The organism is Haladaptatus sp. R4 (genome assembly GCF_001625445.1).
GTDB lineage: Archaea > Halobacteriota > Halobacteria > Halobacteriales > Haladaptataceae > Haladaptatus.
Genome location: NZ_LWHG01000031.1, coordinates 86,734 through 103,512 on the forward strand (window position 1 = coordinate 86,734; position 16,779 = coordinate 103,512).

General features: G+C 61.2%; 21 protein-coding genes and 1 tRNA gene. 11 read left to right on the forward strand and 11 right to left on the reverse strand.

The genetic code is table 11. From position 1 onward, the window contains the following. Positions 1-9 precede the first annotated feature (9 nt). Positions 10-528 (reverse strand): multiprotein-bridging factor 1 family protein, encoded by a 519-nt coding sequence (locus A4G99_RS21105; protein ID WP_066148002.1) that lies wholly within the window; start codon positions 526-528, stop codon positions 10-12. Between the two features lie 108 nt (positions 529-636). Here A4G99_RS21105 and A4G99_RS21110 point away from each other — a divergent pair, with 108 nt between their 5' ends. Next, positions 637-840 (forward strand): molybdopterin-binding protein, encoded by a 204-nt coding sequence (locus A4G99_RS21110; RefSeq protein WP_066148005.1) that lies wholly within the window; start codon positions 637-639, stop codon positions 838-840. A gap of 3 nt (positions 841-843) precedes the next feature. Here A4G99_RS21110 and A4G99_RS21115 read toward each other — a convergent pair whose 3' ends face one another. Then, positions 844-1,038: a hypothetical protein gene (locus A4G99_RS21115; RefSeq protein ID WP_066148301.1), complete on the reverse strand. Its 195-nt coding sequence runs from the start codon at positions 1,036-1,038 to the stop codon at positions 844-846. Positions 1,039-1,201: 163 nt separating this feature from the next. Here A4G99_RS21115 and fni point away from each other — a divergent pair, with 163 nt between their 5' ends. From fni to A4G99_RS21130, 3 genes are read left to right on the forward strand one after another with little or no spacing between them, the layout of a single operon-like run. Next, positions 1,202-2,278 carry a type 2 isopentenyl-diphosphate Delta-isomerase gene (gene fni / locus A4G99_RS21120; protein WP_066148007.1) on the forward strand — a complete coding sequence of 359 codons (1,077 nt, stop codon included), beginning with the start codon at positions 1,202-1,204 and terminating at the stop codon, positions 2,276-2,278. Then, complete coding sequence (locus A4G99_RS21125; RefSeq protein ID WP_223302091.1) at positions 2,268-2,636, forward strand: SH3 domain-containing protein; 369 nt, start codon at positions 2,268-2,270, stop codon at positions 2,634-2,636. The genes fni and A4G99_RS21125 overlap by 11 nt, the downstream gene beginning before the upstream one ends. A gap of 51 nt (positions 2,637-2,687) precedes the next feature. After that, positions 2,688-3,089, forward strand: a complete 402-nt coding sequence (locus A4G99_RS21130) for a thioesterase family protein (RefSeq protein WP_066148010.1) — start codon at positions 2,688-2,690, stop codon at positions 3,087-3,089. A 268-nt stretch (positions 3,090-3,357) separates the two neighbouring features. On the opposite strand, the gene A4G99_RS21135 is transcribed toward A4G99_RS21130, so the two are convergent. Then, a tRNA-Leu gene (locus A4G99_RS21135) sits at positions 3,358-3,442 on the reverse strand. A 310-nt stretch (positions 3,443-3,752) separates the two neighbouring features. On the opposite strand from A4G99_RS21135, the gene A4G99_RS21140 reads away from it, so the two are divergent. Continuing rightward, positions 3,753-4,313, forward strand: a complete 561-nt coding sequence (locus tag A4G99_RS21140) for a DUF420 domain-containing protein (protein WP_066148013.1) — start codon at positions 3,753-3,755, stop codon at positions 4,311-4,313. Between the two features lie 101 nt (positions 4,314-4,414). Then, entirely contained in the window at positions 4,415-4,588 is a 174-nt protein-coding gene (locus tag A4G99_RS26220; protein WP_190303840.1) for a hypothetical protein, read from the forward strand. Positions 4,589-4,598: 10 nt separating this feature from the next. On the opposite strand, the gene A4G99_RS21145 is transcribed toward A4G99_RS26220, so the two are convergent. The 5 genes from A4G99_RS21145 to A4G99_RS21160 all read right to left on the reverse strand — a co-directional run bounded on the left by A4G99_RS21145 (position 4,599) and on the right by A4G99_RS21160 (position 8,318). Beyond that, complete coding sequence (locus tag A4G99_RS21145) at positions 4,599-5,150, reverse strand: hypothetical protein (RefSeq protein WP_066148016.1); 552 nt, start codon at positions 5,148-5,150, stop codon at positions 4,599-4,601. 59 nt (positions 5,151-5,209) lie between these two features. Next, positions 5,210-6,673, reverse strand: coding sequence for an amidophosphoribosyltransferase (gene purF / locus A4G99_RS21150; RefSeq protein ID WP_066148019.1), 1,464 nt, complete (start codon positions 6,671-6,673; stop codon positions 5,210-5,212). A gap of 161 nt (positions 6,674-6,834) precedes the next feature. After that, positions 6,835-7,011, reverse strand: a complete 177-nt coding sequence (locus A4G99_RS24735; protein ID WP_082837985.1) for a 50S ribosomal protein L37e — start codon at positions 7,009-7,011, stop codon at positions 6,835-6,837. Next, positions 7,008-7,190 carry an LSM domain-containing protein gene (locus A4G99_RS21155; protein ID WP_007977665.1) on the reverse strand — a complete coding sequence of 61 codons (183 nt, stop codon included), beginning with the start codon at positions 7,188-7,190 and terminating at the stop codon, positions 7,008-7,010. Before A4G99_RS21155 ends, A4G99_RS24735 begins: the two co-directional genes overlap by 4 nt. 60 nt (positions 7,191-7,250) lie before the next feature. Beyond that, positions 7,251-8,318, reverse strand: coding sequence for a M20/M25/M40 family metallo-hydrolase (locus A4G99_RS21160; RefSeq protein ID WP_066148306.1), 1,068 nt, complete (start codon positions 8,316-8,318; stop codon positions 7,251-7,253). A 111-nt stretch (positions 8,319-8,429) separates the two neighbouring features. Between A4G99_RS21160 and A4G99_RS25430 the strand changes: the two genes are divergently transcribed. The 3 genes from A4G99_RS25430 to A4G99_RS21175 all read left to right on the forward strand — a co-directional run bounded on the left by A4G99_RS25430 (position 8,430) and on the right by A4G99_RS21175 (position 11,402). Beyond that, positions 8,430-8,732, forward strand: a complete 303-nt coding sequence (locus tag A4G99_RS25430) for a hypothetical protein (RefSeq protein ID WP_066148022.1) — start codon at positions 8,430-8,432, stop codon at positions 8,730-8,732. 42 nt (positions 8,733-8,774) lie between these two features. After that, positions 8,775-9,722, forward strand: coding sequence for a zinc-dependent metalloprotease (locus A4G99_RS21170; protein WP_066148025.1), 948 nt, complete (start codon positions 8,775-8,777; stop codon positions 9,720-9,722). Positions 9,723-9,878: 156 nt separating this feature from the next. Continuing rightward, a complete protein-coding gene (locus A4G99_RS21175) occupies positions 9,879-11,402 on the forward strand; it encodes a COG1361 S-layer family protein (RefSeq protein WP_066148028.1) in 1,524 nt (507 codons plus the stop codon). A 514-nt stretch (positions 11,403-11,916) separates the two neighbouring features. Here the strand turns inward: A4G99_RS21175 and A4G99_RS21180 are convergent. Together A4G99_RS21180 and A4G99_RS21185 are read right to left on the reverse strand one after the other, a co-directional pair. Then, positions 11,917-12,711 carry an ABC transporter permease subunit gene (locus tag A4G99_RS21180; RefSeq protein WP_066148032.1) on the reverse strand — a complete coding sequence of 265 codons (795 nt, stop codon included), beginning with the start codon at positions 12,709-12,711 and terminating at the stop codon, positions 11,917-11,919. Positions 12,712-12,723: 12 nt separating this feature from the next. Next, positions 12,724-13,617 carry an ABC transporter ATP-binding protein gene (locus A4G99_RS21185; protein ID WP_066148035.1) on the reverse strand — a complete coding sequence of 298 codons (894 nt, stop codon included), beginning with the start codon at positions 13,615-13,617 and terminating at the stop codon, positions 12,724-12,726. 128 nt (positions 13,618-13,745) lie between these two features. Here A4G99_RS21185 and A4G99_RS21190 point away from each other — a divergent pair, with 128 nt between their 5' ends. Further along, positions 13,746-14,435 (forward strand): hypothetical protein, encoded by a 690-nt coding sequence (locus A4G99_RS21190; RefSeq protein WP_066148038.1) that lies wholly within the window; start codon positions 13,746-13,748, stop codon positions 14,433-14,435. Positions 14,436-14,456: 21 nt separating this feature from the next. Then, positions 14,457-16,538, forward strand: a complete 2,082-nt coding sequence (locus tag A4G99_RS21195; RefSeq protein ID WP_066148041.1) for a hypothetical protein — start codon at positions 14,457-14,459, stop codon at positions 16,536-16,538. Here A4G99_RS21195 and A4G99_RS29005 read toward each other — a convergent pair whose 3' ends face one another. Next, positions 16,539-16,673: a hypothetical protein gene (locus tag A4G99_RS29005; protein WP_255359159.1), complete on the reverse strand. Its 135-nt coding sequence runs from the start codon at positions 16,671-16,673 to the stop codon at positions 16,539-16,541. Positions 16,674-16,779 lie beyond the last annotated feature (106 nt).

Below are 16,779 nucleotides of genomic sequence, written 5' to 3' on the forward strand. Positions count from 1 at the left end.
ACAAAAACGCTACGCCGACTCCGACAACGTCAGGTCGAGGCGCTCCTCCAGCGCCTCGATGACCGACCCGCCGACGCTCGCGCGGTTGGCTCGACTCTGTTCGACTGCGAGCAGGTCGTCTTCATCGATTCCGAGTTCGTCCGCGAGTTCGCCGGACTGCAGTCCGGCCTCCTGTCGTGCCTCGACGACGCGGTCGCCGTAGTCGGAGACGAGATACGGGAGCGGGTCGCTGTCGTAGCTCGTCCCTTCCTCTTCCCAGTGGCGTGCATCTCCCTTGCGGGCGTCGTCCATGCGCGCCGTGCGCTGTGCGGCGCGCCGTTTGCGATCCTGCTCGCTCAACTGGTTTCCGCCCGTTTTCCGCTCTTCCTTCGGTTCCGCGGCGTCGTTGTGACTCGCGCAGTCCTTGCAGACCTGCAGGGTTGCGCCTGCGACACTCGCCTCGGTCAGCGAGTCGGAGGCTTTCCCGCAGAGTTCACAGGAACCGCCGCTACCGTTTCCGGACGAGTTCCCGGTCGAGTATTTGGCCATACCCCCGTTAGGAAGGGACTACATTTCAATATCGCGTTTGATTTCCGGAGCAAAGTGCGCCCGAACGCTTATCCACGACCTCGTCGTGGTCGTTTCGAGGTATCGAAGATGCTCAGCGCACGAAATCGACTCGACGGAGAAGTGGTGGCGGTGGAAACGGGCGACGTAACCGCGGAAGTGATTCTGGACGTCGGTGACGACGAGGTCGCCGCCGTCATCACCCGCGAATCGGCCGAGAACCTCGAAATCGAGGAGGGGATGGAACTGACCGCCGTGGTCAAGGCGACAGACGTGATGGTCCGGTCGGACTGAAACTCATCGCTCCATCGACGCGGCGATTCGTTCGACGGCACGGACGAGTCGCCAGAACAGGTACAGTCCGATGAGCGGGAAAACGATACCGAACCACGCGAAGAACCGCTGATTGATGAAAATGCTGTATAGGAAGGTGAGGATTGCGACGCCGATAATCGTCCAAATGAGGTACTGTTCATCGATATTCTCGGACATATTTATGTCGAATATCAAATCGGATATAGAGGTACCGATGCGAGAGCGAGTATCGGATTTCCTGACTTCGGGCCGAAACGGCCCGTGGTAAGTTTGGAACGCCGATTCCCCCACGAGAATCCGAATCAGGTATTTGATGGGGGTCTCTCCGTAGGAGTACATCATGGAACCAGAAACGTCCGACCGAAAGGACGATCACATCGAGATCATACTCGAAGAGGACGTCGAGACGCCCGGCAGCGGGTTTTCCGACGTACAGTTGATCCACGAGGCGCTCCCCGAGATTCATCGTGACGACATCGACACGTCCATCGAATTCTGCGGTCACGAACTCGCCGCCCCCATCGTCATCGAGAGCATGACCGGCGGCCATCCGAACACGACGAAGATCAATCGAGCGTTGGCGCAGGCAGCACAGGAGACTGGGATCGCGATGGGCGTCGGCAGTCAACGTGCAGGGTTGGAGAAACCCGATGACGAGGCACTCATGGAGTCGTTCACCGTCGTTCGGGACGTCGCGCCCGATGCGTTCCTCTACGGCAACATCGGTGCGGCACAGCTCGCGGAGTACGGCGTCGAAGGCGTCGAACGAGCAGTCGAGATGATCGACGCCGACGCGATGGCGATTCACCTCAACTTCCTACAGGAAGCCGCACAGCCGGAAGGCGATATCGACGCGCGGGACTGTCTCCAGCAGGTCGAAACGGTCGCGTCCGAGCTGAGCGTCCCCGTCATCGTCAAGGAGACGGGGAGCGGGATTTCGAACGCGACCGCACGGCGGCTTACCGACGCCGGTGCCGACGTCCTCGACGTTGCGGGCAAGGGCGGAACGACGTGGTCCGGCGTCGAGGCGTATCGGGCGAGTGCGGTCGGTGCGGACCGTCACGCGAAGATCGGGAACCTGTTCCGGAGTTGGGGGATTCCGACCGCCGTCAGCACCGTCGAAGCCGCGAACGCACACTCCTGTGTCGTCGCCAGTGGCGGCGTCAGGTCCGGACTCGATATCGCCAAAGCGATCGCACTGGGCGCACAGGCGGGCGGCCTGGCGAAACCGTTCCTCCAACCGGCGGGCCGCGGGTCCGAAGCGGTTATCGACCTGATCGGCGACCTCCGCGCGGAACTGACGACCGCGATGTTCGTTTCTGGGTCGAGTTCCGTCGCGGAGTTACAGGAGACGGAGTACGTCCTCCTCGGTCGAACCAAGGAGTTCATCGACCAACGTCGAGACGGTGGACAATAGCGCCGTGAACCCCGACGAGAGCGGAACGTATCGAGTGACCGAGGCGCACGAGTCCGAGTTCCCCGATCCGATCACGGTTTCGAAGGGCGACGAAATCGAAGTGAGTGAACGGGATACCGAGTGGGACGGTTGGCTCTGGTGTGTCGATTCGGCGGGCAGGGAGGGATGGATACCCGCGTCGTACGTCTCGTGTCGAAACGGGACCGGAACCTGTCTCGCCGACTACACCGCCACCGAACTGACGGTCTCGGTCGGCGAACAGGTCGTCTCACACGGGTCCCTTGGCGGGTGGCAGTGGTGTGAAACGCCGGATGGCGCAGAGGGGTGGATCCCATCGCGGAACCTTCGAAAAACGTGATAGTTCGGCCGGAATCGACAGACGGTTTACCCGCTTGGCGCTACGAGGAGTATGGACGAGTTCGGCTACACGACGGACATCGAAGTACGCTATCGTGACCTCGACACGATGGGACACGTCAACAACGCCATCTACGTGACGTTCCTCGAACAGTCGCGAGTCGATTACTTCGAGGACGTTCTCGGCATCTCACCCACCGACATCTCCGGCGTCATCGCCCATCTCGAAATCGATTATCTCCGGTCGATCACGGCCGAGGACGACGTAACCGTCGCCATGCGCGTCACGGACATGGGCACCACCAGCGTCACGATGGAACAGGAGATTCGCGCGGGGGGCGAACCGGCCGCCACCGCCGAAATCGTGCAGGTCGTGTTCGACGAGAACGGGGAGGAACCGCGACCCATCCCATCCGAGTGGCGCGACAGGATCGCCACGCACGAAGGACTCTGACGGCTATCGCTACGTTTTGGGAGTTTCCGTTTCGCGAACCGAGCTAGCCGGTGCTACCGGACCATACTTCGAGAGAAAACGAACCAGTTGAGGCTGGTCAAGAATTGTTTCGTGTAGGAATTGTGCGTGGGTGATGTCCCGGGAACTGTCCACAGTTCCCGCGGACCCACGAGAACAGGGTTCTCGTGGATGTCCTCGAAGGAGATCACCTGCATCGTGTTCGGCGGTTACACCGCCTCACGTGTTCGCGGCAAAGCCGCGCATGCGATGCGTGGGACCGGATTTGAACCGGCGGACCCCTACGGGACAGCGCCCTCAACGCTGCGCCGTTGGCCTAGCTTGGCTACCCACGCCCGCTGTGTCTGTCTGCACTCAATGGTAGATGGTGGGCTAATAAAAGGCCTTTCATTTTACTCAGCAACGGCATAGGTTCGCACAGATGTGACAGAGTACGTCCAATACGCTAATTATTGATCCGAACGATTCTGAATTGATGTCGATTGGCTTCATCTCCCGGCTGAGAAATACACGTGTGGACTACGTTTGCCCGGAGTGCGCCCGCGCGTTCAACCTTCCCTGCGAACGCTGTCCCGCCTGTGACTGTGACCGATTGTACAAAATCGTGAAGTAACTGGTATACCGCCCGGAACACAATCCGCGCGTGTGAACACGACTGTCCGAAACAACGTCCCGACGCTGACCGCGCTCCTGAGCATCGTCTCGCTCGCGCTGGTGTTCGGTGCCGTACTGGGTGTCGTCCCCGAACACGCCATTCCCCGCGCGCCGAACTCGTTCCTCGCCGCGATTCCTCACCTCAACGCCGCCATCAGCGTGGCGGCCATCGCCATCATCAGCGCGGCGTGGCACGCGATTCAACAGGGTCACCTCCTGCGCCACCGGACCGGGATGATGACCGGCCTCGTCCTGTTCGTCGCCTTCCTCGGCCTCTACCTGTACCGAGTGTCGCTCGAAGGACCGACCGAGTTCCCCGGGCCGAAGGCCGTCAAACAGTTCGTCTATCTGCCGATACTGGCGATACACATGGTTCTCGCCATGGTCTGTATCCCGCTGCTCTACTACGTACTGTTGCTCGCGCTGTCCCATCCCGTGAGCGAACTCCCGAACACCAACCACCCTCGCGTGGGACGAATCGCGGCGTCGTTGTGGCTCACCTCCTTCGCGTTGGGCGTGGTCGTTTACGGATTGTTGTACGTGGTGTACTGATTCGAAGATTTCACCGAATTCGTGGGTTTTAGCCCCGAACGTGCCACATGAAACCGAACTAGCCACACGATATATCCATTCTCGACCCGTATGTCTCGTTCATGCCAATACCGGGATACGACCCGGACGATTTGGACGAACTGCTCGCGGAGCGACTCGAAGCGCGCGGTGGCCCCTCCCTCACGCCACGGCAGTGGCGCGAGTACGAGAACGGAGCGACCCTGTTCGATGTCCTGACTGAATCGGAAATCGAGCGGTTGCTGCACGAGGAATAGCGTCGTCGTGTCACTCGTTTGGACGAACTCCGGAAACGAAAAAGCGGTCGCAGTACAACTCGGCTAATCGTGGAAACGCCCCGACGCCGATGCCCGCACACACCACGGAAACCACGATGGACACCAGTGGCAATCCCATCGTCTTCGCCACCGAACCGCCCCCGTAAGCCACGACGGCGAGGAGCGTGTTGAAGTAGATGAGGCGAAGGAGCAACAGGGAGGGCGTCAACGACACCCAACCCGGTGTTTCGGTCCCCAGCGGAGAGAGCCACCCGCCACGAATCAGGGCCACCTCGACGACCATCGTCGTCCACGCGACCAACGCCGACGTTTTCACCCCGAAAAATAGGTTGGGAATGGAGACCATCACGAACCAGAGGAACGGGACGAGCGGAACGGAAACGTCCGCGAACGCGTAGACGACATCGTCCAGAAAGCGTCCGAAATTACCCTTCTCCTCGGCGTTCGTCTTCCCGTGACCGAACCAACCGCGGCGGCGGCGACTACGGGCGGGACGCGTCGCACGACACGGATGGTCGTTTCTGCCGGATGAAGACGGCATAGATTCACGAATTACACGGCAGGAACGGTAAAAGTACGTACGATATCGGTAGAGCGGCGTCAGTCGCTCGCACCCTCGATAACGGGGCGCTTCACATCACGGTCGGTCTCCTCGTCGTCGATGTCGTACGGATAGCTTCCGGTGACACAGCCGAGACAGAGGTCGGTCTGCGAGACCGAAAGCGCGTCGGCGATGGCTTCCTTCGAGAGATAGGCGAGGCTGTCGGCGGCGATGGTCTCCCGTATCTCCTCGACGGACTTGTCGGAGGCGATGAGTTCCTCTCGGGTGGCCATGTTGATGCCCATGTAGCAGGGCGCGACGATGGGCGGCGCGCCGATTCGCATGTGGACTTCCTCGGCTCCGCAGTCCTTGAGCAGTTGGATGAGTTGGGTCGAAGTCGTCCCGCGGACGATGCTGTCGTCGATGATGGTGACGGTGCGACCCTCGACGGTCGATTTGATGGGGTTGAGTTTCAGACGGACCGCGCGTTCGCGTTCGTCCTGTGTGGGCATGATGAACGTCCGGCCCACATAGCGGTTTTTCATCAGCCCCTCCGCGAACTCGACGCCCGACCCGTCCTCCTGTGCGGCCTCGGCGTATCCGGAGGCGAACGCGCGCCCGGAGTCGGGAACGGGCATCACCACGTCGCTCTCGATGCCGCTTTCCTCCCAGAGCTTTCGCCCTAATTCGCGGCGCACCTCGTACACGAGGTTGTCGTCGATGATGCTGTCCGGACGGGCGAAGTAGACGTGTTCGAAAAAGCAGTGGGCGGTTCCTTCGGGTTCGACGAGTTGGTAGGTGTCGTAGCCCTCGCCGTTCGGCTGTAACACCACGAGTTCGCCGGGACGGACGTCGCGGACGAGTTCGCCGTCGATGGTGTCGATGGCCGCCGATTCGGAGGCGACGACGTAGCCATCATCGACCTTGCCGATGACGAGCGGTCGATTTCCTTCCGGGTCGCGCACGCCGAGCACCGTCTCGTCGTGCATGATGGCGAGCGAGTAGGAGCCGTGAATCCGGTTCATCGTTCGCTTGACCGCACGCACGAGGTCCTCTTCGAGGAGGTTGCGCGCGAGGTCGTGGGCGATGACTTCCGTGTCACCGTCGGACGTGAAGGCGTGGCCCTTCCCCGCGAGTTCGTCGCGAATCTCTTCGGAGTTGACGAGGTTGCCGTTGTGCGAGAGCGCGAGTGATCCGCTCTTGAACGAGACGGTGAAGGGTTGTGCACAGCTCTTGTCCACGCTTCCGGCGGTCGGATAGCGAACGTGGCCGATTCCGGCGCTTCCCTTCAGGTCGTCGATGTCCTCCTCGGCGAAGGCGTCTCCGACGAGACCCATCGAGACGTGGTCGTGTTGTTGGAAGCCGTCGTGTGTGACGATGCCTGCCGACTCCTGCCCGCGATGCTGGAGGGCGTACAGCGAGTAGTAGAGGGGGCGAGCAGCGTCCCGACCGGCGAGTGACGCGCCGACGACGCCACATTTCTCGGTCGGTCCGCCGAGGTCTCCATCCCGGCCACTTGACATGGCTACCTGTAGCGGGGGACAGTAGTAAAAACCCTCGTTATCGTGCCGTATTTCCCACCCCGCAGGCGAGAAATATGCACGTCTGTGAATATCGATTCGGGAGACGAAGCCGTCGGCTCGCCGGTGAAAGGGATTAGAGGGAGAAAATCAACAGCAGGCGATTAGTTGTCGCCGGCTCGACTCTGCCACTCGTAGTCGCGCCGTTTGCTCGATTTACCGAAGCCGCACGACGAGCAAACGCCTTTTCTCACGTGATACGATTTCTCACCGCAACGGCGGCATTTCACGTGCGTCGTTTTGTTCTTCTTGCCCTGGCTTGGAGTTCCTGCACCAGTCATGGAGTAATCGAAACGACGTTATCGCCGCGTATAATGGTTGTGTCTTCGTCTTCGATGACGAGGTTCATGTGCTGGTCGTAGCCCGTAAGCGTACCAGTGTACTCCTCTCCACCTTTCAGCTGTACTGTCACTGCCGAGTTCAACGACGCTTCGAGAACGTCGAGTGGTCGTCCGCTCATATCAACAATCCCAGTGTTTGTGTTCATAAACGTACCGGAACGGAAATCGCGTGGTTGCGGTCAGATATCGACCGAAAATCCGTCTCGACCGCTCGCCCCTACCGCAAATTCTGCCAGCAGGTCGGCCGACGCGTCCAGATCGTCCGTGTCGATGACTTCGACGGGCGTGTGCATGTAGCGGTTCGGGAGTCCGAGGTTGAGCGACGGGGTGCCGCCACGGGCGGTGAAGAAGGCGTCCGCGTCCGTTCCCGTGTAGATTCCGGCGGCTTGCAGTTGGACGGGGATTTCGGCGTCCTCGGCCGCCTCACGCACTGCGGCGACGACTTCGGGGTGGTTGGCGCTCCCGCGTGCGACGACCGGCCCACCGCCGAGGTCGATGGTGAGGTCGGAGAACTGGTCTTCCCCATCGACGTCGGGGCTGTCCATCGCGTGTGTCACGTCGATGGCGACGATGGCGTCCGGATTCAGATCGAACCCGACCATCTTCGCGCCCTGCAATCCGAGTTCCTCTTGAACCGTACTCACGGCGTACACCGTCGCATCCACGTCGCGTTCCGCCGCTCGGCGGAGCGCCTCGGCGGCGACCCACGTTCCGACGCGGTTGTCGATTCCCGGCCCGGCGACTCGCGTCCCGCGCAGGTCCTTGACGGTCGCCTCGAACGTGATCGGGTCGCCCACGTCGACCAGTTTCTCGGCCTCCGCTTCGCTCTCGGCACCGATATCGACGTGTTGTTCCACGATGTCCTCGAACTCGTCGTCCTCGGGGTCGCGCAGGTGAATCGCGCGTTGACCGACGACGCCGTTGACCACGCCGTTAGCAGTGTGCACTTCGACGTGCTGGCCCTTCGTCACGGTTCGGTCGGTGCCACCGATCCGGTCGATACGGAGGAAGCCGTCCTCGTCGACTCCGGCGACGATGAGACCGATCTGGTCGGCGTGGCCCGCAAACGCGATTTCCGGTCCGTTCCCTTCGACGACGGCGACGGCGTTGCCGTACTCGTCGGTCCGAACCTCGTCCGCGAACTCGGAAACGTACTCGACCCACACGCGTTGGCCTTCCACTTCGAATCCGGACGGACTGGGCGTCGTCAACAGGGACTCCAAAAACCCGCGTTGTTTTTCGTCCATATCCGTGAACGCGCCATGGTCCGTCTTCAACCCCCCGAATACCACGGGGAAGTGTATGAAAAAATATGTTGGCCCAGAATCAATAAGGGGATGAACGTTGAGGAGTGGTGCATGGGGTTTCTAGAACTACACCTTCACGAACCGAACTTCACACTCAACACGGGCGAGGCGGAATCGTCGGGCATGTTCGGATGGAAAAAGCACGAACACGGCAAACACGGCAAGCATAAACACGGTAAACACGGGAAGCACAAGCACGGCAAACACGGGAAGCACAAGCACGGCAAACACGGCAAACACGAGGCGCACGACGAACACGACGAGGGTTCGTCGGTAGCGGAGAAGCTAGCACCAATCCTCTTTCTCGTCGTGGCCGCTGCGGTCGCACGACGGCTTCGACACCGACGGGAGTGACTGGACAGAAGGATTTTGTCGGCTCGAATACAACGTAGTGGTGTGAATCTTTACCGTAGCGTCCGTGCCGTCACCGGCGCATCCGGAACCGGCCCCATCGATTGGACGGCGGTGGCCGACGCAGCGAAGGCGGCGACGGACCCCGGCTCGATAGACCTCTCACCTGCGGAGCAGGACGGCTATGCGACCGACGTGCGCGACGCCCGAAACCGCGTCCGTGAAGTCTCCGGCGTCTCCTTCGACGTTCCGAGCACCGTCGAAATCCAGAACCGTCACCATTGGATCGACGCGAACATCGCCACGTTCGAACGCGTGATGGAACCCATCGAAGAGTACGGCCCAGACGTGCTTCCCGGGATCGCTCGCGTCGTCAACACGGGAACCATGACGTTCATGCTCTCCCTCCTCGGCAACAACGTCCTCGGCCAGTACGACCCGCTCCTGCTCGCCGAAGGCGACGACCACGCGCTCTACTTCGTCCATCCCAACATCGCCCGTACCGCGGAGGAGTTGGAAGTCGATGCCGACCGCTTCCGCCGTTGGATCGCCTTCCACGAGGTCACGCACGCCGCCGAATTCGGCGCGGCCCCGTGGCTCTCGGATTATCTCGAATCGGAGATGGAATCCGGCATCGAGGCGCTCGCCCACGGAGAGGTGGACCGCGATGCGTTCCAACAACTCGACACCGCCATGACCGCCGTCGAGGGCTACGCCGAACTCCTCATGGACGAGGCCTTCGACGACGAGTACGAGGACCTCCGCGAGAAGATCGAAGCCCGGCGGAAGGGAATGAACCCGCTCTCGAAGCTCATGCGTCGCATGCTCGGCCTCGGCATGAAACGCCGACAGTACGAGCGTGGGAAGGCCTTCTTCGAACACATCGTCTCGGCGCGGAGCGTCGAAGTCGCGACTCGCGTCTGGGAGAAACCGGACAACCTCCCGACCGACGACGAACTCGAACACCCGGAACGCTGGCTGGCACGAGTCTGATCTTCCTTCGTTACTGCGGGTGAGAGGTCGATCCGGTTCGAACACTCCTTTGACTCCTTCTGATTCCGTTGGATCGTTCCACGGGAAGCGCCCGACGTGACTCCTCGCCATCGCCGTCAATGATTTGTCAAATAACGTCGTACGTCCACCATGCGAATGGGGGGTGTAGCGGTCGCGATTCTCGTCTGTACCACGCTGTTGGGGGCAGGGGTGGCGGTACAGGGGAGTCAAAGCGGGCCCAGCATCAGCGTCTTCGCACCGGACAACCGGGTCGCACCGGGTCAGGAGACCCGACTGCAACTCGTCGTGGCCAACGACGGGAGCGGTGCGAACGGCGGTTCGACGCTCTCGGGCGCGACGGTCGAAGTCGGGGACGAGAACACGCCGATAACGGTGCTGTCGAATCGCGTCCCGGTCGGGACGCTCCCTCCCGGAACACAACAGTCGGTGCCCGTTCGAATCCGAGTCGGAGAGCGGGCGACGGCGGGTGAGTACGTCCTGCCGGTTCGAGTGACGTACACGACCGATTCCGGCGAACGGACCGTTCTTCGATACGTCTCGGTACAGGTGGAGCGCAGCCCCCGGTTCCGAGTCGTGAACACGACGGTCAACGCGAGCGCGGGCGAGACGGGAACGCTCTCGCTCGCCATCCGGAACGCGGGGACGGTCGGGGCGTTCGACGCGAGCGTGGTCGTCAACTCGACGGACCCCAGTATTCGGTTCGGGAACAACGCCACGACGGCCGAAACCTCGGTCGGCGAGTGGTTGCGCACGGATACGAAGTACGTCCGGTTCCCGCTCCAAGTCGGGCCGGACACCGACGCCCGCAACGTCACCGCACAGGTCCGCGTCGCGTACGACACCCGAACCGGTGAACGGCGGCTTTCGGACCCGCTGTACATCGGGATTCGACCCCAGACGAAGCCCTCGTTCGCGGTTCGTAACGTCACCAGCACGCTCCGCGTCGGCGACACGGGACGCGTTTCGGGCCGCGTCGAGAACACCGGGAACCGGACGCTCGACGACGCGACGCTGATCCTGTCGCCGTCGAACGGGACCGCCCTTCGTCCCGCGGAAACCCAGTTCCCGCTCGGGACCCTGCCGAACAACAGTTCGCATCGGTTCGGGTTCGATCTGGACGCGACGAACGCCACGAACCCCGGTCCACGCGATTTCACCGCCAGACTCACCTACCGCGACGGGAGCGGCGTGCGTCGCGTGACCGATCCGATTTCCGTTCCGGTCCGGGTGAAACCGCGACGCGAACCGTTCGTCGTCACCGCGACGGACGCCAACTTCACCGTTGATTCGAGCGGGACGCTCCGGGTACGGGTGAAGAACAACGCCGGAAAGCGCCTCTCGAACGTCACGGCGCGACTGCTGGTTTCGGACCCGTTGTCGAGCGACGACAGCGAGTCCTACGTCGGCGTCCTCGGCCCCGGAAATTCGTCGTCCGCCTCGTTCCAGTTGACCGTGAGCGGGAAGGCGATTCCCGACCGACACCCCGTCGCAGTCGCCATTTCCTACGAGACGCCGAACGGCGATCAGCGCCAGGCCGGACCGTACGCGGTGCCGGTGAACGTTCGACAGCAATCGGGTTTCGGGTCGTCGGTGATCTCGGTGGGAGTCGTGGTCGGTGTGCTGGTGCTCGGGGGACTGTGGTGGCTCCGACGACGATGACGATATACAAGAGAGAGAGAGATTAGATTACGAGACTGCAACTACTACGATGATGACTTCGAAAGCCCCCGCCCGCTCGCGGTTGCACCGCTCGCCTGCGAGGTTGCTCCGCACCCTCGTCTGCCACACCCTCCCCAGCCGATTCCTCCGGTCGCTAGCGCTTCCTTCGTCGTCCACCGTCAGAGCAAGCTCTGACGAGCCATTCGTTCGCTACCGCTCACGAAGACCTCGCACGAATTTTCCGAGGCGACGCGGCCAGCGGTTCGGCCGCGTCACCTCGGCAGCGCGCGCCACTCGAACGGACGGGGGCTTTCGAGGTCTTCATGGCAGCTACTGCAGTCGCACCATCAGAATCAGATCTATCTAGTAGCGGGCGGGGCTTTCAAAGCGACCTGCCTCCTAGCAACTGCAATCACCCACCACCCAGACACGTCTCGTAGCGAACGGTCGGGGCTTTCTGGGCCTTGTTCGCAATTGCTGAAATCACGAAACACGTCCCGTCGTTCCGCACCACTCATACATCCCGTCGTTCGAACAGTTCGGCGCTGAGGACCAACAAACCGATGGCGGCAACGGCGAGGACGGCGAAATCGTGGAGCGAGATCGTTCCATCGGTGAGAATCTTCCCGACGTCGAAGTAGCGCGTGAAGGCGAAATCACCGATCCAGTCGTAGTCGGTGTCGAACGTCGTGGTGTCCACGAGGAACATCGCGAAAATCCCCCCGACGGCGACCGTCCGGGCGCGGCGGGCCGTGTCGAACCGGACGGAGGCGAGCATGCCGAGGCTCGCACACGCGAGGAAATACACGATGGAGTAGGCGTGCAGGGTGAACAGGTAGGCGGGGTCGAGGTACTCGCCGATGAACTGCACGCCGAGGTAGACCGCGAGAAAGCTGATGGCGTTGATGACGAGCATGCTCGGAACGAGCGCGAGGTACTTCCCGACGACGAGGCGGGTTCGCGTGACCGGATGGGCGAGAACCAAATCGAGCGTGTCGTTCTCGACTTCGCCCGCGACGCTCGACGCGGCGGCGTAGGCGTAGTAGATGCCGAGACCGAGGAGCCACGCGATCTGGTAGAACTGCGAGGCGAGGTAGCCGTCGATGGTCGTGATGCTCTCGACGTTGCCGATGAACGCGCGGCGCGCGTCCTCCGGGAGGTTCTGAACGTAGGTGTCGAAGTCGGCTCCCGACTGCTGAATCGACGGGAACAGCGCGACGATGAGGACGATAAAGACGACGAGCGATGCCGACAGCAACAGCGTTCCACGGACGCGCCGTCCCATCTCGAAATTCGTTATCTCGAACATCCTGGTTCCCACCTACGACTCGGGTTCACCGCCGTAGAACTGCATGAACACGTCTTCGAGCGACGTCTCCTCGACCTCCAAATCCCGGAGCGAGTAGTCGTCGAGTACGTCCACGAGACCGTCGAAGTTACCGGTAACGACCAGTCGATAGTAGCCGTCCTCGTCGCGGCTACTGTCGATGGCCCCGTCGAACAGCAACTCTTCCGGGTCGGGCGTTTCCACGAGGTCGAGGCGGACGATCTTTCCGCTCTTTCCCAAGAGTTCCCCGATGTTCTCCAGCGCGACGAGTTTCCCGTCGCGGATGATGCCGACGCGGTCACACACCTTCCGGACTTCGCTCAGGACGTGTGTCGAGAACAACACCGTGACCCCCCGCTCCCGCTCGTCGAGCAGCAGTTCGTACAGTTCGTTCTGTGCAAGCGGGTCGAGTCCCGTCGTCGGTTCGTCCATGATGAGGAGGTCGGGGTCGTGCATGAACGCTTGTACCAGCGCCAACTTCTGGCGGTTCCCCCGCGAGTAATTCTTCACGTTTCGGTCGATGGGGACGGGGAACCTGTCGAGCAACTCCTCGCGGCGCTCGTCGCCGGAGAGTGCCGCGAAGTAATCGAGTAGCTCCGCTCCGGTGACGTTTCCGTAGATCGTCGCGTCGCCGGGGACGTATCCGATCCGATGTTCGACGCTTCTCGTCCGCTCGGTGACGGTGTGCCCGAGCACCCGCGCGGTTCCGCTCGTCGGACGCAGGAGGCCGAGCAGGACTCGGATCGCGGTCGATTTTCCCGCCCCGTTGGGGCCGAGAAACCCGAACACTTCTCCCGGTTCGATGGAAAACGTCAGGTCTTCCACTCCTCGAACGTCCCCGTAATACTTGGTCAGTTCCTCGATGACGATCGGCTCCGGCACGGACACCGGAAAGTGAACGTTTGCGAACGACTTATACGATTCGCCGAAACACCCGGCCTCGTTCGGTATCGCACTACTGGGGGATGACGGCGTTCCCAGAACCCTTATTTCGTCATCCAACGTACATCTGTATAATGACTTCTCGCCTCGAATTTCAGAACGAGTCGGGCGAGGGTTCCACCGTCCAACACGTGACGTTCATGGAGTGGCTTTCCGGCTTGAAAGCCAGGGGCAGTAACCTTCTCGTCACGGGCGAGGTTCCCGAGGAAACGAGTGCCGAGTTCAGCCGGACGCTGTTTGGACAGGGGGGACGAACGCGAATTCTCGGACTCGTCAATCCCTCGACGATGGACGCGGAGTCGTATCTCCCCGGCACACCGAGCGGGTCGAGGACGCAGGTGATCGACCAGCGCCCGGACTATCGTGCGGCGACGGCCGACGACTCGACTGCCGCTCGGCCGACCGACATCGATCGAGAATCGTTCCGCTCGGCACTGGTTTCGGCGATCGAGGTTCACAACGACCGAAACGGTGGGTTCGAGCCCGCCGAACTACGGCTCGGCCTCGATTCGGTCGAGGTGTTGGAGATGGACGACGACCTCGTTTCGCTCACGCAGTTCCTACGGGGGATTACCGCACTCGTTCGTGGGGTCCACGGAATGGCACACTACCACCTTCGCGTCCCGGACGACGACCCGATGGTGGACGAGCTATCGCCCCTGTTCGACGCTCGCATCGAACTGCGAAAACGACCGGGGCGGGCAGAACAGCGCTGGCACGTGCCGACGCTCGATGAGACGACGGACTGGGTAGAACTATCGTAGGTAACGGGAAATACAAGAAGAATGGAGTTTCGACGGCACACGGAGCGTGATGGGCTCGATATCCACGACCCCATCGAAAACGTCAGGTTTGCGTTGTTTACGTCGAGCGCCGTCGATTTGATGCCTGCCGACACGTCGATGTTTTACTTTCCGGTCGATGCCGCCGTCGAAATCGAGACGACCGCTCTCGAAGTGCCGAAATCGGTGCCCATAACGATTCGCCAGCGAGACGGCACGATGGTGGCTGAAACCTCGAACGAATCGGACTGTTCCTTCGAATCCGGGGCGTATCTGGTCGAGCTGAGTTCGGCACCGATGAAGCTGTATCTGCTACTCGATAGCTCGATGCGAATCGAATACGAAGGTAAAGGGGCTTTCTTTTCGTTCGACCCCGACACCACCGTTTACGTCGGAGCGCGCTCGTACCACGACCAGCCAGCGGGGACGATAACCGTCACCGACGACATCCGGGACGTGATGCGCGCCATCTCGCTGTTCGGATCGGCACTGAAGACGCTCTCGCCCGAGCGCTCGTTCCCTACACTTCGGGGCCATCCGCCGCTCATCGAGTACGGTGAGGAGTTTTCCGCGCCCGACGCCCTCGAACCCGCCGATTCGGGTGTCGAACTCGTCGTCCCACCGGACCGCGAACACGTGTATCCGATAGCGCCGCTCGCGTACTATCTCGGTGCGACCGTGATTCCAGGAGACGACCCACGTCTCGTCGCCGGATCGTTCGAGCATCCCCTCGTCGGTTCCGAGGGGTACGGCGAAACCGTCAGCCGCGTCCTCCGACAAGCGTTCTTTCTGGACTGTCTGATCCGGACGGAAGGCTACTACCGAATAGAACTCCACGAGCGAGAACGAGTCGAACCGCTGGTCGATTTCGACTTCGCCGAACTCTACGACACCCCGCTTCCGGAACGACTCGCGGCATACTTTTCGGTGCCGTTCGAGACGCTCGAACCGTTCGTCCCGAACTGGCAGTTGGGGGTCGATCTCGCCCCGACGGCGAACGGTATCGAGTACGTTCCGTATCTCGCCCGTGACCTCGCGCTCGTCCGAATTCCGGACGAACCGACGCCCAAAGCAGCCAAGCCGATGTCCAACGCCCAGACGGAATTTTTCCGATCCCCGGTATCGGGTGCCTTGACTCGCGGAGCGAACGGGTGGGATGCGGTGGACGAACACGACATATTTCAGGTGGACGCGATGCCGAACGTCGTCGAGCAGGCGTGGGCAGGCCCGGGATACCCGCTGAAGGTCAACAAACTGGATGTGAGCGCGCTTCGAGGGCGTATCGACCGTCGCCCTTCTTCGGACACAATCACCATTCACGTCGTCTGTAACGACGAGGGGATGATGGACGAGAACGTCGTTCGTGAGAGATACGGTTTACAGGAGATGCTCGACTTCGACGTGATCGCACACTACGATCTATCGCGTGACGAACTCGCAGACCTGCTGGCTCAGTCGGCTGATTTCATCCATTACATCGGCCACGTAGACGAAAACGGGTTCCTCTGTTCCGATGGGTCGCTCGATGTGCGGTCGATTCCGGCGGTCGGCGTGTCCGCATTTCTGTTGAACGCCTGCCAATCCTACGAACAGGGGCACGAACTCGTCAAGAAGGGAAGTCAAGGCGGCGTCGTAACGCTCTCGCCGGTTGGCAACCCGATGGCGACGGAACTCGGGCAGACGATGGCACGTCTTCTGAACCGTGGATTCACGCTTCGAACCGCGTTATCCATCGCCCAGCGCCATTCGGTACACGGCTACCAGTACACGGTCATGGGCGACGGAGGTGTGTCGCTCGTCCAAAACGAGAAGGGGAATCCGCGGTATCTGAAGATAGAGCGAGTCGGCGAAGACCGGTTCGAGGTCGAGATAAGCGTGTGTTTGACCTATCTGTTCGGACTCGGCACTCACGTCAATTTCCATCACGACTGGTCGCAAAAACGGTTTTTGGGGTCCGCGCCAGTGACGACGTTGACATTGACCGCGGAACCGCTCCAAGCCGAACTTTCGAAACAAGTCGTTCCGGTCGAGGTGAACGGTGAACTCGTCTGGAGCGATGAAATACAGGTATCCCATCTGGAATAGTTACGGTCCGGAGTTCGATCCACCCCCTGCGAGTACGGGACCGAACTGCGTCACCAGCAGGGTAAGGGCGAACAGTACTCCGATCAGTCGAGGATGCTCCGTTAGCTTTGCGCGTAGTGCATTGTTTTTCGCCATCGCGATCGAACGATTCTACTATCATGAATTATAATTTTTTTAATAGTTCATGAAAAACATCAATTGGGGTTACGGTAGAATAATCGTATTATTTCCAAAGCAACGT

Coding starts and splice junctions, on each gene's coding strand:
- A4G99_RS26220 (WP_190303840.1), top strand. CDS start 4,415: ATGCCAATACCGGGATACGACCCGGACGATTTGGACGAACTGCTCGCG.
- A4G99_RS21115 (WP_066148301.1), bottom strand. CDS start 1,038: ATGTCCGAGAATATCGATGAACAGTACCTCATTTGGACGATTATCGGC.
- A4G99_RS21155 (WP_007977665.1), bottom strand. CDS start 7,190: ATGAGCGGACGACCACTCGACGTTCTCGAAGCGTCGTTGAACTCGGCA.
- A4G99_RS21145 (WP_066148016.1), bottom strand. CDS start 5,150: ATGCCGTCTTCATCCGGCAGAAACGACCATCCGTGTCGTGCGACGCGT.
- A4G99_RS21190 (WP_066148038.1), top strand. CDS start 13,746: ATGACTTCTCGCCTCGAATTTCAGAACGAGTCGGGCGAGGGTTCCACC.
- A4G99_RS29005 (WP_255359159.1), bottom strand. CDS start 16,673: ATGGCGAAAAACAATGCACTACGCGCAAAGCTAACGGAGCATCCTCGA.
- A4G99_RS21105 (WP_066148002.1), bottom strand. CDS start 528: ATGGCCAAATACTCGACCGGGAACTCGTCCGGAAACGGTAGCGGCGGT.
- A4G99_RS24735 (WP_082837985.1), bottom strand. CDS start 7,011: ATGACTGGTGCAGGAACTCCAAGCCAGGGCAAGAAGAACAAAACGACG.
- fni (WP_066148007.1), top strand. CDS start 1,202: ATGGAACCAGAAACGTCCGACCGAAAGGACGATCACATCGAGATCATA.
- A4G99_RS21110 (WP_066148005.1), top strand. CDS start 637: ATGCTCAGCGCACGAAATCGACTCGACGGAGAAGTGGTGGCGGTGGAA.
- A4G99_RS21180 (WP_066148032.1), bottom strand. CDS start 12,711: ATGTTCGAGATAACGAATTTCGAGATGGGACGGCGCGTCCGTGGAACG.
- A4G99_RS21160 (WP_066148306.1), bottom strand. CDS start 8,318: ATGGACGAAAAACAACGCGGGTTTTTGGAGTCCCTGTTGACGACGCCC.
- A4G99_RS21195 (WP_066148041.1), top strand. CDS start 14,457: ATGGAGTTTCGACGGCACACGGAGCGTGATGGGCTCGATATCCACGAC.
- A4G99_RS25430 (WP_066148022.1), top strand. CDS start 8,430: ATGGGGTTTCTAGAACTACACCTTCACGAACCGAACTTCACACTCAAC.
- purF (WP_066148019.1), bottom strand. CDS start 6,673: ATGTCAAGTGGCCGGGATGGAGACCTCGGCGGACCGACCGAGAAATGT.
- A4G99_RS21130 (WP_066148010.1), top strand. CDS start 2,688: ATGGACGAGTTCGGCTACACGACGGACATCGAAGTACGCTATCGTGAC.
- A4G99_RS21175 (WP_066148028.1), top strand. CDS start 9,879: ATGGGGGGTGTAGCGGTCGCGATTCTCGTCTGTACCACGCTGTTGGGG.